The organism is Vibrio halioticoli NBRC 102217, assembly GCF_000496695.1.
Lineage (GTDB): Bacteria > Pseudomonadota > Gammaproteobacteria > Enterobacterales > Vibrionaceae > Vibrio > Vibrio halioticoli.
Genome location: NZ_BAUJ01000050.1, coordinates 1 through 13,295 on the forward strand (window position 1 = coordinate 1; position 13,295 = coordinate 13,295).

A 13,295-nucleotide genomic window follows, 5' to 3' on the forward strand; every position below is an offset into this window, starting at 1 on the left:
GGTTGGATACAATAAAGCGACAGAGCCAGTACCTACACCAGCTCAAGTATACCCAATGAAACAAGAAGTAGTGGTTGGATTTGATAAAGCAACAGTAGTTACTCCTAGCAAAGCACCAACGAGTGCTTATAAAGTTAAAGATCCTACCGCTCCGGTTTCCGAGCCTATTGTAGTTAACCCAGTTCCACAACCAATGCCAGTAATTGCACCATCAAAAGCATATAAAATAAAACAACCTGCGCCACAAGAAACTCAAGTATTAGCGGTACCAAAAACTCGAGGTGAAACGAATACGCAAAATATCAACGAAGTAGAGCAGATTGTTGCAGTTAACACACAGATAGCTAGTGAAGCAGAGGCTAATTCAGAAAATAACGGTAAAGAGATTCAACAAGTGGTTGCAGCAGTTATTAGTGATCATCAAACCATGGTGCAAAATACTGGTGTAGCAACTCATGCAAAACTTCAAGCTGAAGCAAATACACAAGCTATTGATGAAACTGAACAGATTGTTCATCAAAATACTCAAGTAGCTCAAACTGCTGATACACGTTCAACAACTAACGCTCAAGATATCGTCAGTAACTCACAGGCTATTTCATCAAATACTCAAGGTATCGAAACCAATACCAAAGCAATTGATTCAAACACTCAATTAGCTAAAACAGTAGATGCTCGTTCAACAACGAATGCACAACATATTACTGCGACACAAAAAGTAGTTCATTCAAACACTCAATTAGCTCAAGCAGTAGACGCTCGTTCAACAACGAACGCACAGCACATTACTACCAATACACAAACTATTACTAGTAACACACACCACATTACTAGCAATACATCACGTATAGATAGCAATGCATACGCTATTGACCAAAATACGCAAAGTATTGAACAAAATAGCCAAGACATTAAAGGCTTACGTGCTGATTTAGAACAACAAGCTAAAATTATGGACGGTGCAATGGCGCAAGGTATTGCAACAAGTTCATTAGTTATGCCTTACAACGTTGGTAAAATTAGTACAACTGTTGCATTAGGTCACTCTGGTGATGCAAATGCGATTGCTGGTGGTGTTGGTATCCGCTTTACTGAAAACTTCACTGCTCGTTCTAATCTTGCATACGATACTGGTTCTGAACAAGTTTCAATTGGTGCTGGTGTTGGCTACGAATGGTAACTATCACTTATCAAAATAAAGCACAGCAAAGCTAATCAATAAACTGGTGCTGAAGAGTAAATCAGTTAAATCAAAAGAATCTAATGTATTTATTAAAGTCCGATATCAGAAATGGTATTGGACTTTTTATGCGCATAAAGCAATCGGTTTACCCTATTTTGAAACGAGTAACAGCATTTTAGTGATAGTGAGTTAGATTATTGGACGAAGAAATTGTTTGATGTTCACATCAAAAATCAAAACCTAGTTTAGGAAAGTAAGGGCATTTGAATTTTCTTGCCATTGATAGTGGCAGTTTGATTTGCTTTCGATAGCGAAGAGAACCGCTATAAATAGGGTCCTCTTACCAATCAATAAGAGGGGCGAAAAATGAGTCTCTTATATAATTGTTCTGCCATATGGATGTTGAGAGTTATCAGCTACGAAATAGCATATAGACTGCAGAAATAGAATGTTAATCAATAAAGTGAGCTATATGTTTTACGTTAGTCATGCTGGGTTTGTTTTTAGTATATTGATAGCAGGTTTCTGCAATTTCAGTCATGGGTAGAGAGATAAAGCTCTTTTGAGCATTGATCACTCGAGACCAACTAAATTCCCCAAAATTCACTACTTTTATAGGGGCCTTATCCAGTAAATTATCTTCCATTAAGAATGACCATACAGCTTGAGTAATTATTTCGCCACCAAGCACTATTGCGCTGAATTTATGCTTATTCCATAGGTCTTCAATTTTAGCTCGAGCAGAATCAAAGTCATTTTCAGAAGTCGCTATCATATTGGATGCTATACCAAGCTCTTGGCAAGTAGATACAAAGCCTGATAATCGTTCGAAACCGGTGCTTGAATTAGTCATAGGGCCTAAATACGCAATGTTACTATGACCTTTTTGGTATACATTACGTACAGCTTCACTCATGCTGTTTATTTCATCGATACCTATAAAGGGCAGGCTTTTCATGTCATTTGAGTGTCTAATTAATTGAATGCAATTATTCTCAATCAACATATGTTTGGAGTATTTGGATATATTTGGAGTAGGAACTGAAAATATAGTTTTAGGGCGTAATGATAAAAGTTGCTTTATTGCTTGTTCTTCTTGCTCTTTACTATCATGGGTGACAGATAAGATGAGACTGGTTCCATCAGTGCGCAAAAGAGCGGTCAAGATACTCGTAAATCTAGCATAAAAAGTATTATCTATATCTGGAATTAATAGCCCAATGGTATTAGTTGCTTCTCCTTTCATGGTATTTGCTGCTTGATTGACCACATAACCATGATGAATGGCTTCTTTTTTTACCCTTAGCTTTGTTTTTTCTGATATAGCAGGGTGATCATTCAATGCACGTGAGACGGTTGAATGAGATATCCCCAGGATTTTTGCGAGTTCCTTAATTGTTATCATAACTTTCAGATTTTTAGTTGGTGATTTGCTGTCAATGGCAATTAAATAAGACGACAGTAATATACTACTCTATTGAGTTTATATAACCATAATCAGGTTTCATTTTTCTTCTATTATTCATTGTTAAGCAGTTTTTAGTTGACTAATAGACCCTTTTTTTTGTGATAGTGCTCACGTGTGCACTGATGCGATGTTTACTTCCAAACAATAAATGGCTTATGGTTTACCACTAATGCACACGTGTGCTTTAACTTGAAATTAAGGGTATTAAGATGGAAGTAAATCTATTTGGGACTGTAGTCGCGTTAGCTCTCGCTATAGTATTGATTCTACGAAAATATCCGCCTGCATACGGCATGCTAGTCGGAGCTGCGGTCGGTGGTCTGGTAGGTGGTTTAGGGCTTGGTAATACCGTAAGCGTCATGATTGATGGCGCTCAGGGTATTATGCCAGCTGTACTTAGAATCTGTGCTGCAGGTGTATTGGCAGGTATGCTAATTGAATCTGGAGCTGCATCACGTATTGCCAATACAATAATAGAAAAGTTTGGTGATCGTTACGCTCTTCTCGCTATTGGTTTATCAGTTACCATACTGACTACTGTAGGTGTGTTTGTTGATATTTCAGTTATTACTGTTGCTCCAGTGGCACTTACTATTGGTAAACGCCTAGGCTACCGTCGTGTAGGTGTTTTACTTATGATGATTGGCTGTGGACATGCGGGCAACATCTGTTCGGCAAACCCAAATGCCATCGCTATTGCCGATGCGTTTAATTTGTCGCTTACTTCCGTTATGGCTGCCGGTATTATCCCTGCAATTGTCGGTATTATCTTTTGTTACTTCGTGGCTTCTCATTTGAACAAAAAAGGCGCGCCTGATTTAATCGATGACACCTTTTTTGAGTCTCAAACTGAAGATAGTGATTTACCTTCGTTCATATCTTCTATCCTTGGTCCGATCGTCTCTATCTTACTATTGGCTTTACGCCCAATCGCGGGTATTAACATTGACCCATTAATCGCTCTACCTGTTGGTGGTGTAGCGGGCGCAATTGCTATGGGTAAAGCAAAAGAAATACGACACTTCTCAACCCAAGGTCTACTTAAAATGGGACCTGTTTGTATCATGCTTCTTGGTACAGGCGCGCTAGCTGGAATCATCACTGTATCTACCTTAAAAGGTGATCTACTAGCTATGATCGATATGTTCGGTCTCCCAACTTATATTCTTGCACCAATCTCTGGTGCGTTAATGTCATTCGCTACTGCCTCTACTACTGCTGGTGCGGCTGTTGCGTCAAATGTATTTGGTCCTAGCTTGATATCGTACGGAGTCAGTGGTCTTTCTGCTGGCGCTATGATTCATGCGGGTGCCACCGTTTTGGGAGACATGCCTCATGGTAGCTTCTTCCACTCAAGTGCCGGTGCTGTGAACATGCAGATCACCGAACGTTTGAAGGTATTGCCATATGAAATCGCAGCAGGTGCTGTACTAGCTATTACCTCAACTCTTGTCTTTGGCGTATTTTCAATTTTATAAGGAATCATCATGTCAGATTTAAAACAACGTCTTATCGAATCAGGAATTATTACTGATAAAGCAACACTGAAACCTTTAACTGGTGGTGTATCTTCAGATATTTATTTAATCACTGAAGGTGAAAAAAAATTAGTAGTTAAACAAGCGCTAGAAAAATTAAAAGTGGCTGCTGACTGGCGTGCTGATGTATCTAGAAATAAATTCGAACTTCGTTACCTTCAATATGTTAATCGCTTTATGCCTAACTGTGTTCCTACAGTACTTGATGGCGATGAAGATAGTGGTTTCTTTACCATGGAGTTTTTAGACGGTGACTTTAAAAATCTAAAAACAGAGTTCCTTGATAACAACATTGATGAAATCGCCGTACTTCGCACCGTTGAAGCTCTTGCTGAAATTCACAAAGTAAGTGAAAACGATGAACAAGCGAAAGCATTGTTTGATAGCACTAAAAACTTTATTGAGTTGCGTGTATCACCTTATTTTTACGCATTAAAAGAAGGGTTCCCTAAACTGGCTGCATCAATTGATGCTCGTTGTGAGCGTTTATTAGAAAAACGTTACGCATTAGTTCATGGTGATTTTAGCCCTAAAAATATCTTAATAGATGATGATCGTTCAGTGCTACTTGATTGTGAAGTCGCTTGGTATGGCAACCCATCATTTGATATGGCGTTCTTTATTAATCATTTATTGTTAAAAGGTGTGCACCTTAATCAACCTAAGTTTTTCGCTCTAGCTGAGAAAGTATTGGCTGTATATAGCGAAAAATTCAAAGACATTTCATTAGATATTCTTGAGTTGCTCCCTATGTTGTTGCTAGCTCGAGTTGCGGGTAAATCACCAGCAGAATATTTGACAGATGAAAGCAAACAATTAATCCAACCGATTGCAGAAAAATACATTGAGCAATCATTGTCTTCTTTAAGCGAACTTATCGAAGAATTAAAATTACATTTAGAGGCAACACCCATGATAAAAAGTATTGATGCGTACCAAATCTATGATTCAAGAGGCAAACCTACTGTTGAAGTTGAAGTGATCTTGGACAATGGTGTGAAGGGCTTTGGTCTAGTACCGTCTGGCGCATCTACTGGTCAATATGAAGCACTTGAACTGCGTGATGGTGATAAAACAAAATTCAATGGTAAATCTGTTTACACTGCGATTGAAAATATTAAAACAATTATCGCTCCAGCAATTATTGGCATGGACCCAAGTCAACAAGCTAAGATTGATGAAACTATGATCAAACTTGATGGCACAACCAATAAAACTAAACTAGGTGCGAACGCAATCCTAGGCGTATCAATGGCGTGTGCTAATGTAGCGGCAAACGATCAAGGTATTCCACTATTTAAACACCTAAGTAAATTACATACTGGTAATGCTGATTCAGGTAACATCTTACCGTTGCCAGAGATTCAATTGATTGGTGGTGGAGCACATGCGCAATGGCGTACAGATGTTCAAGATTTCCTTATTATTGTTAATGGCGCCAAAAACTATACAGAAACGTTGGAAGCAACATTTAAAACTTATGAAGCGGCCGAGAAGCTCCTTAAACAACGCGGTACGTTAGCTGGTATTGCCGATGAAGGTGGTTTCTATCCAACGTTCGATAGTCATGAAGAAATCTTTGAGTTTGTTGTTGAAGCAATTAAGACTGCTGGTTATGTACCAGGTAAAGATATCAGCATCTCGTTAGATATCGCAGCAAGTGATTTATTCCACGATGGTGTATATCGCTTCAATCTAGAAGACAAAGAATTCACACCTAAAGAATTCGTTGCTTTAATGCTTAGCTGGTGTGAAAAATACCCTGTAATTTCAATTGAAGACCCATTTGCTGATGATGATCCACAATCTTGGGTTGATTTCGTTAAAGAAATGGGCGGCAAAATTCAAATTATTGGTGATGATTCATTTACGACTAACATTGCACGTATTCGTGAAGGTATCGAAAATAAGACTGCAAACTCTGTGTTAATCAAACTAAACCAAATTGGTAGTGTGACTGAAACTTTAGAAGCAATTAAAGTGACTCAAGATGCTGGATGGTTACCTGTAGTATCAGCACGTTCTGGTGAAACAGAAGATGCTTTCATTTCTCACTTAGCGGTAGCGATTAATGGCGGTCAATTAAAAGTTGGTTCATTTGCTCGTAGTGAACGTATGGTGAAATGGAATGAAGTTCTTCGTATCGAACGAGCTCTTGGTGATGATGCCGTATTTATTGGTGCAGACATCCTAAAACAACTTCAATATTAATATTGGTCTTATATAGTTAAGCTCTTGTATATTTAGAGTTTTAGTCAAAAAAGCATCAAATTTCAATATGGTTAAGTATTGAATTTGGTGCTTTTTTTATTTATGAGAACCTTCGAAATATCTTCTTTACTGCAAGCTTTACCTATCACTTTTATTTAAGTCTCTACCGTAAAATTCGCTCCATTTCAATCGCCAGTGTCTCTTTATTGATGGCGAGCGGCTGTATTGAATGTGATATCCCTCGCGAATCTTATTTCTTTTTTTTTAGAAAAGTATTTACTCAGCAGTAGCATTATTGATTTAATGGAAATCTATCTATATAAAAAGACAACAACATGACACACACAACTTCTAGCGATGAGTCGGTAGTATCCACTCAAAGCACTCCTTTACAGAAGCTTTCAATTGCAGTCGTTGCGATTATTAGCTTTGTTGCCATTGTATTCCCTAGTTATCTTCCGGTGAATTCAGTCTTACTTTCTATTAGTTTAATGATTGCAATGTGTTTGCTACGTTTGCCTGTACCTATAGCGTTAATCGCAGGGGCAATTGTTGGCGGCTTACACAGCGGACTGGATGTTCATGAATCGATTGGTGCGATTAATGATAATTTATCTGAAGGCGCGCAAGTCGGGATGACCTACGTAATGATCGGTGCCTTTGCGGTTGCATTAGCACGCAGTGGTCTTTTGGATATGTTGGCGGATAAGATGAGCGGCGCGGTTTCTCGTGGCGTGAAATCAAGTTCGTTAAAGTGGGGACTATTTTCAATATTTATAGTGGCATCAATCATGTCGCAAAATGCAGTTCCTGTTCATATCGCGTTTATTCCTGTCATGATCCCGCCACTTCTCACTGTTTTCAACCATCTTAAAATCGACCGCAGAGCTGTAGCTTGTATTATCGCTTGTTCTATTAGTGTCAGTTACTTATTACTGCCAACAGGTTTTGGTGCGATTTATCTGTTTGAAATTCTGTTACCAAATATCAATTCATCAGGTGCGGACTATGGGTTGGTTGTTCAAGCAGGCCAAGTACCAAAGGCAATGTTCTTGCCTGTAATGGGTATTGTTGCCGGTATGCTAGTCGCAGTATTCATTACTTACCGAAAACCTCGTGAGTACGATGACGAACTGACTAATAAGATGGTGTTTCGCTCGGAAGCGACAAAACTGAAATTTAAAGAATTGATGTTTGTGATTGCCGCTGTTGCGGTTGCTCTGATTTGTCAGATCGAATTTGATTCTTTGCTATTAGGCGCCATGATAGGTTTTGTTTTATTAAGCTTCTCAGGGATTTTCACTTGGCAACAACAAGATGATGTGTTCACTGAAGGCATGCGTATGATGGTGCAAATTGCCGTTATTATTACCATTGCTTCAGGCTTTGCAGGGGTGTTGAATGCGACCGGTGAGATTCCATCGCTAGTAGAAGCAACTAGAGCTCTGATTGGTGATAACAAAGCTGTTGGCGCATTATTGATGCTGCTGGTGGGCTTGTTTATTACTATTGGTTTTGGTGATTCTTTTGCCAGTGTGCCTATTCTTGCTCCTATCTACGTGCCATTGGCACTATCGTTAGGTTTTTCTCCAGCGGCGACTATTGCTTTATTAGGTGCATCAGCTGCACTTGGTGATGCGGGCTCGCCAGCGTCAACCATCTCTCTTGGGGTGACATCGGGTTTAAATGCCGATGGACAGCACGACCATATTCGAGATTCGGTGATCCCAACCTTCTGTCATGCCAACTTTGGTATGGTGTTATTTGCTTGGATCGCCGCTTTGGTTCTATAGAGAACCTGTAAGCCGTTAAATAAAACAAGGGCCGCTTCATATGAAGTGGCCCTTGTTTTTATGGCTTTGTTAATTTAGCCCTGCTAATTTCATCTTTAATGAATTTTACCCGCTGCTTTGATTTTGACGTGTACTCTATTACCAGGCAGGTAACTTAGCGGTATTTCTATCATTTCGATGGTAGAGATGCTTTCAGGACAAGCCCCCGCATTAATTGCTAGATGATGTGCTTCTTGCTCCAGAGCTTCTAGCACTTGCTTACGCTCACTAGGTGCTATGGCCACAATTTTATCCAATTGTCCGGATATTTCACCCAGAGCAACCCCAATCGCATTAGCTACTTCAAAGTGTTCAGGGCGTACGACTTCGCTGACGCCAGTAAACTCATTGGGCAATAGTGCACTTCCGCCGCCCACTAGAATCACAGGTACTTTAGCTGCCGAGGTTTTCATTTTATCTATGCCTTCTTCAACCGCTTCTATCATCTGTTGATAGATATGCATGGCATCTTCTGCTGCTATGGCAATTTTCTGCGGCGCAGTATCGGCTTGCCACTGCATTTTATTTAAGTTTAAGGCAATGTCGGTCAGGGTGAGAACATCCCCACCAAATGACTGTGCTTGAGTCAGTAGTTCATGCCCGACACTGTCAGGGCCTAAAACAAACTGCTGTTGTTTTTTGCGAACCACAGTGCCGCCACCGATAGCCAAAGCTAAGATATCAGGCATTCTAAAGTTAGTACGCACTTCGCCCAGTTCTACAGCAATGCTTGATTCACGTGGATAGCCATTAACCAATGCGCCTACATCCGCTGTTGTGCCACCCACATCGACCACAATCGCATCCATCAATTGACAGAGATGACTGGCACCGCGAATAGAGTTTGTTGGCCCACATGCGACGGTTAAAATAGGATATTTTAGTGCAAACTCTTGCGACATTAAGGTGCCATCATTTTGCCCAAAATAAGGGTGTGCTGAGATATTGTGCGCGCTAAGGGCATTACAAAAACCTTGCACAAAACGGGCTGCGGTTCCTTGTAGAGCCGCATTTAAAATGGTGGCATTCTCGCGCTCTAATATGCCTAAACTGCCGACTTGATGTGATAGAGATACATTCACTTCAGGCAATGCATCGCTGACCCACTTAGCTACTTGCTGTTCTTGTTGGCTATTCACGGGTGAGAACACGCCGCAGATAGCAACCGAATCAACCTTGCCTTGCATCTTGTGGCAAAGCTGTCGAATTTCTTGCTCGTTGATGTCTGCAATTAATTGACCGTCGTATTCGTAACCGCCATGAGCTTGATAGAAATGCTCGCCGAGTAAGTCTTGCCAAGAGTCACTCCAACCGCATAGTGGCGGTACGCTGCTACCACTGGGTAATGCAAGGCGAATCATGCCCACTCTGTCTAGGCCTTTTCTTTCGACAATCGCGTTGGTGCACTGAGTGGTTCCTAACATTGCATGTTGGATCTGCGCACCAGTGGCGCCGCTTTGAGTCAGTAGGGCGCTGATTGCGCCTTCAATACCGGTAAAAATATCCGTGGAGGTTGGCACTTTTATTTTTGCGACACAGTGCAGGTTAGAATCTAACAATACACCGTCAGTATTGGTACCACCGACATCGATACCTAAGCGAAACTGTTGCATTATTGAATCTCTCCTGCCAATTCTTCTATGGTTTTGTATTCCACGTCGTAGCCAAAGTAGCGAGGTCCCGCAACTTCGATGCCTTTTGCCGTACGCCACTTGGGATCGCAAGGGTAGGCGATAAGATCGATGCGCTGACCGTATCTTAATTGCTCAGTGGTAATTGGTTGTCCTGTTTCATGATCCAAAATAGAGATCAGATCTGGCGTTGAAGCCAAAACGGAGTCTTGATTAAGATCGCCAGCGCTACTTCCACTATGAGCCAGCAATAGCTCATTTTGAAAATGCACATACACATCCGTTGGCATGGACTCAGTACCAGCTTTATTGAGCTTTTCAATGATCACACCACCCGTAACAAAGCCACCGGCGGTAGTGCGTTCAATATCAACAATTTTGCCTGTTATCAGGCGTTGACCACCCACAATATCTAATATTGCGTCCACCGCGTTTTCACCTTTGGCATTGGCAAGGCGTATCGCCTGACCGATTTTCATGGCGCGAGTTAACGTTCCGCCAAGTGCGCTTTGTTTAAGGTTTTTACCTAACATAGGGTAGTCACACATAGCGGCAGAGCCGCCCATCTCTTCGGTAATTGGTCGAGCAAATCGCTCTGACCATACCCCATCAATAGGATGTAAGGTGACCACGTTGCCTTTTTCATCCGCTAGGGTATTTGGCGCAGAAGGAAGACCATCAAGATAGAAAGTCACCATCTGTGCTTCAGGAAAAGCGCGTCCCATTGCATCGCAATCAACAACAGGAATGCCTTTTTGTGCGGCCACTAAAATCGGAATTAGGGAGTTAAAACCGCCAATTTCTATTGGAAATGTTGCCGCTGCGGTTTCGCCTAGAGCGACTTCCATCGCTTCAAACGCGACTAGCATTTGAGATTCAGAATTGATCTTTTCGATGGAGACAGTAGGAGCGCCGATCATTGATGATGGCACCGTCATCCAAGTATCTTGTACCTCTTCAAGAGCAATCACTTCAACTGGCTTAATGGCATTCTTCAATGCCACTTTTGCCATTAAAGCGCCACTGTATGGGTCGCCGCCACCACCCGTACCAAGCACAGTTGCTCCAAGGGCGATATCATCAATCATTTGTTCATTAATTAGCATTTACGCGCTCCTTAGATTTTCCAAATACTTTCACTAGTGCCAGATACGCTACAAGGGAGACAAGAATGCCATCGACTGCAGAAATAGTGGTCAGTGAGAATAGGTTGAGGAATTGCTCGGCAGTACATGCACTGACTAAACTACCAATTGCCCAAGCAATAAGACCTGTACCCATCCAATCTGGTGCTTGCTGAATCTGTTCAAAATTAAATTCATTTTTATCAATGAAATAGTATTGAGCTAAATAAACACCAGCAGAAGGGGCGATAGTCACGCCTAATAGAGTTAAAAAGGCGGTAAATTTATCCACCATGCCAAATTGAGCAATCGCCAATCCTAGCACTGTCATTAATACAACCCACACAGGGCGAGGAACTTTAGGCAGCGCCACCGACATACTTAATGCACCAGAGACCAAATTACTGCTGTTGGTTGTCCATTGTGCAAACACCAAGACAATAATTGCCATCAGGCCTAAACCAAGATTGAAAAATACATCAACAAGATTGTCGGTACCGGTTAAGTAGGTCAGTAGCAGTGCGACCACTACAATGGCGCTATTGCCAAGTAAGAACCCGAAACCGGCACCTAAAATGGCGTCTTTACGTGTTTTGGCATAACGGGCAATATCTGGTGCGGCAACCGCTGCCAATATCCAAATAGACATCACAAAGGTAATCGCTTCACCCATAGACATAGGAGCGCTAATTATTTTTGTGCCCGTTGAACTCATGCCCGCAGCCATATATAAGCCAATGGTGATCAGCGTCACCATTAAAGGTACAGACCAAGTGGATAACTTACCTAACGCTCGTACGCCATATACCGCCGTGATCATCATCAATAAACCACCACCGACTAATGCGACAAAGTGATTAACGACAATGCCTGACTTGCCTAGAGCATCAACTAAAATTAAGGCAAAGAAGTCCGCTTGAAAGGCAAACCAACCAATTAATGAAATACCATTAATGGCGCCTAAAATTTTACCGCCATTACGTCCAAATACCGCGGTGCTGACCAGTGGTGTTGATACGCCGGCTTGAAAGCCGATATTTGCGCAAAGCATAGCTAGTACCGCTAATATCGAAGAGCCGATAAAAGTCGCCAATAAAGCATCATGCACTGGCATGCCTTCACTTAGAATGGCGCCAAGAAATAACCCTGAAATATCAATGCCAATTGCAAGCCATATTAAACTGATGACCCACCAAGAACGTTTTGCCGATTCTGGAACAGGTTCCAATTCAAAATCATTTATTTTCGATTTATTGCCGTCTGACATTTATATCTCCCACATAAATAGTCAAAAAAATCACATAATTTAAATTAGCACCTTGTTACATAATGATAAATGTATATTATTGAATCTAAATATTCTAATTTGGTTATGTATTGGTGTTTCACAAAATTGATACCCTTGATAAAAGAGACTTACGTCGCCTTGAACTGTTTAACGCCATTGTCGAAAATGGTGGAATCAGTAATGCCACTTTAAGCACAGGACTTAGCCAGCCAGTACTAAGTAAAGAGCTGATAACATTAGAGAAAAGTTTAGGTGTCACCTTATGTAACCGAGGTAGAAGTGGTTTTGAACTTACTGATGAAGGTAAAAAAGTATATAACTATGCAAATGAAATCACTAAGTTATTACGTGATTACGCGGCTAAATTACGCGGTGTTCAGTCTCAGTTAACCGGCCATGTGCGCGTCGGCTGTTTAGATAATACGGTATCGCTTTCTTCCAATCCCATCACTAAAGCCATTGAACACTTTTATCAGCTCAGTGACGACGTGGAGCTTTCGTTAGAGATAGGGGATTATACTCAGCTCAATGAAAAGCTAGCGAAAAACCAGTTAGATATGATGATAGTGGTATTGGATGGTTTGCAAACTCACACGTATGCTCATATCGAACCTCTGTTTAATGAGCAAAGCTATTTGTACGCCAGAAAGGATCTCGCCGAGCAATTACACGCCAACAATTATTCGTTAGAAGGGGCAAGGGTAAACGTGGGCGGATATGCCGCAGAGACAATGTACCGTCTGTTGGAAGTTAATAAATATAAGCAATTAAAATTGTTGGATGGTTGGCATGTTGAATCGGGTTTAATGTTGACCCTTTCAGGTACACACATTAGCTTTTTACCTACTCACTTGATTGAAAACAATCACTACAAAGACCAATTAACCGCTTTGCAGCCAGAAAAATGGCACTTTAGTAGCCAGTTTTCAGTGGTGTTAAAAAGCCATATTCGTTCACTGTCACCCGCTGCAAGTGCGTTTTATCAGTGCTTGATAGAGCAAAATTCCCTGTAGTGAGTAA

9 protein-coding genes are annotated in these 13,295 nt (G+C 41.1%); 5 read left to right on the forward strand and 4 right to left on the reverse strand.

The features are described 5' to 3' along the window. The coding region (locus VHA01S_RS13740; protein ID WP_023404966.1) for a YadA C-terminal domain-containing protein at window positions 1–1,180 on the forward strand (1,180 nt) is incomplete at its 5' end. 454 nt (window positions 1,181–1,634) lie between these two features. Here the strand turns inward: VHA01S_RS13740 and VHA01S_RS13745 are convergent. Next, complete coding sequence (locus tag VHA01S_RS13745; RefSeq protein ID WP_023404967.1) at window positions 1,635–2,588, reverse strand: LacI family DNA-binding transcriptional regulator; 954 nt, start codon at window positions 2,586–2,588, stop codon at window positions 1,635–1,637. Window positions 2,589–2,860: 272 nt separating this feature from the next. On the opposite strand from VHA01S_RS13745, the gene VHA01S_RS13750 reads away from it, so the two are divergent. The 3 genes from VHA01S_RS13750 to VHA01S_RS13760 all read left to right on the forward strand — a co-directional run bounded on the left by VHA01S_RS13750 (window position 2,861) and on the right by VHA01S_RS13760 (window position 8,193). Then, window positions 2,861–4,129, forward strand: coding sequence for a GntP family permease (locus VHA01S_RS13750; protein ID WP_023404968.1), 1,269 nt, complete (start codon window positions 2,861–2,863; stop codon window positions 4,127–4,129). 9 nt (window positions 4,130–4,138) lie between these two features. Continuing rightward, window positions 4,139–6,400: a phosphopyruvate hydratase gene (gene eno, locus VHA01S_RS18195; protein WP_023404969.1), complete on the forward strand. Its 2,262-nt coding sequence runs from the start codon at window positions 4,139–4,141 to the stop codon at window positions 6,398–6,400. A gap of 335 nt (window positions 6,401–6,735) precedes the next feature. Further along, window positions 6,736–8,193, forward strand: a complete 1,458-nt coding sequence (locus VHA01S_RS13760) for a Na+/H+ antiporter family protein (RefSeq protein ID WP_084309172.1) — start codon at window positions 6,736–6,738, stop codon at window positions 8,191–8,193. A 95-nt stretch (window positions 8,194–8,288) separates the two neighbouring features. Here the strand turns inward: VHA01S_RS13760 and VHA01S_RS13765 are convergent, their stop codons facing one another. The 3 genes from VHA01S_RS13765 to VHA01S_RS13775 are packed head-to-tail and all read right to left on the reverse strand — an operon-like array spanning window position 8,289 to window position 12,254. Continuing rightward, window positions 8,289–9,845 carry a hydantoinase/oxoprolinase N-terminal domain-containing protein gene (locus VHA01S_RS13765; RefSeq protein WP_023404971.1) on the reverse strand — a complete coding sequence of 519 codons (1,557 nt, stop codon included), beginning with the start codon at window positions 9,843–9,845 and terminating at the stop codon, window positions 8,289–8,291. Next, the gene (locus tag VHA01S_RS13770) at window positions 9,845–10,969 is read right to left on the reverse strand and encodes an S-methyl thiohydantoin desulfurase family protein (protein ID WP_023404972.1); all 1,125 of its coding nucleotides are present in this window, start codon (window positions 10,967–10,969) and stop codon (window positions 9,845–9,847) included. The genes VHA01S_RS13765 and VHA01S_RS13770 overlap by 1 nt, the downstream gene beginning before the upstream one ends. Continuing rightward, on the reverse strand, window positions 10,959–12,254 hold the full coding sequence (locus VHA01S_RS13775; RefSeq protein WP_023404973.1) for a purine-cytosine permease family protein: 1,296 nt from the start codon (window positions 12,252–12,254) through the stop codon (window positions 10,959–10,961). The genes VHA01S_RS13770 and VHA01S_RS13775 overlap by 11 nt, the downstream gene beginning before the upstream one ends. Window positions 12,255–12,367: 113 nt before the next feature. On the opposite strand from VHA01S_RS13775, the gene VHA01S_RS13780 reads away from it, so the two are divergent. Further along, window positions 12,368–13,288, forward strand: coding sequence for a LysR family transcriptional regulator (locus VHA01S_RS13780; RefSeq protein ID WP_039971006.1), 921 nt, complete (start codon window positions 12,368–12,370; stop codon window positions 13,286–13,288). The last annotated feature ends 7 nt before the right edge of the window (window positions 13,289–13,295 follow it).

Coding starts and splice junctions, on each gene's coding strand:
- VHA01S_RS13750 (WP_023404968.1), top strand. CDS start 2,861: ATGGAAGTAAATCTATTTGGGACTGTAGTCGCGTTAGCTCTCGCTATA.
- VHA01S_RS13765 (WP_023404971.1), bottom strand. CDS start 9,845: ATGCAACAGTTTCGCTTAGGTATCGATGTCGGTGGTACCAATACTGAC.
- VHA01S_RS13760 (WP_084309172.1), top strand. CDS start 6,736: ATGACACACACAACTTCTAGCGATGAGTCGGTAGTATCCACTCAAAGC.
- eno (WP_023404969.1), top strand. CDS start 4,139: ATGTCAGATTTAAAACAACGTCTTATCGAATCAGGAATTATTACTGAT.
- VHA01S_RS13775 (WP_023404973.1), bottom strand. CDS start 12,254: ATGTCAGACGGCAATAAATCGAAAATAAATGATTTTGAATTGGAACCT.
- VHA01S_RS13745 (WP_023404967.1), bottom strand. CDS start 2,588: ATGATAACAATTAAGGAACTCGCAAAAATCCTGGGGATATCTCATTCA.
- VHA01S_RS13770 (WP_023404972.1), bottom strand. CDS start 10,969: ATGCTAATTAATGAACAAATGATTGATGATATCGCCCTTGGAGCAACT.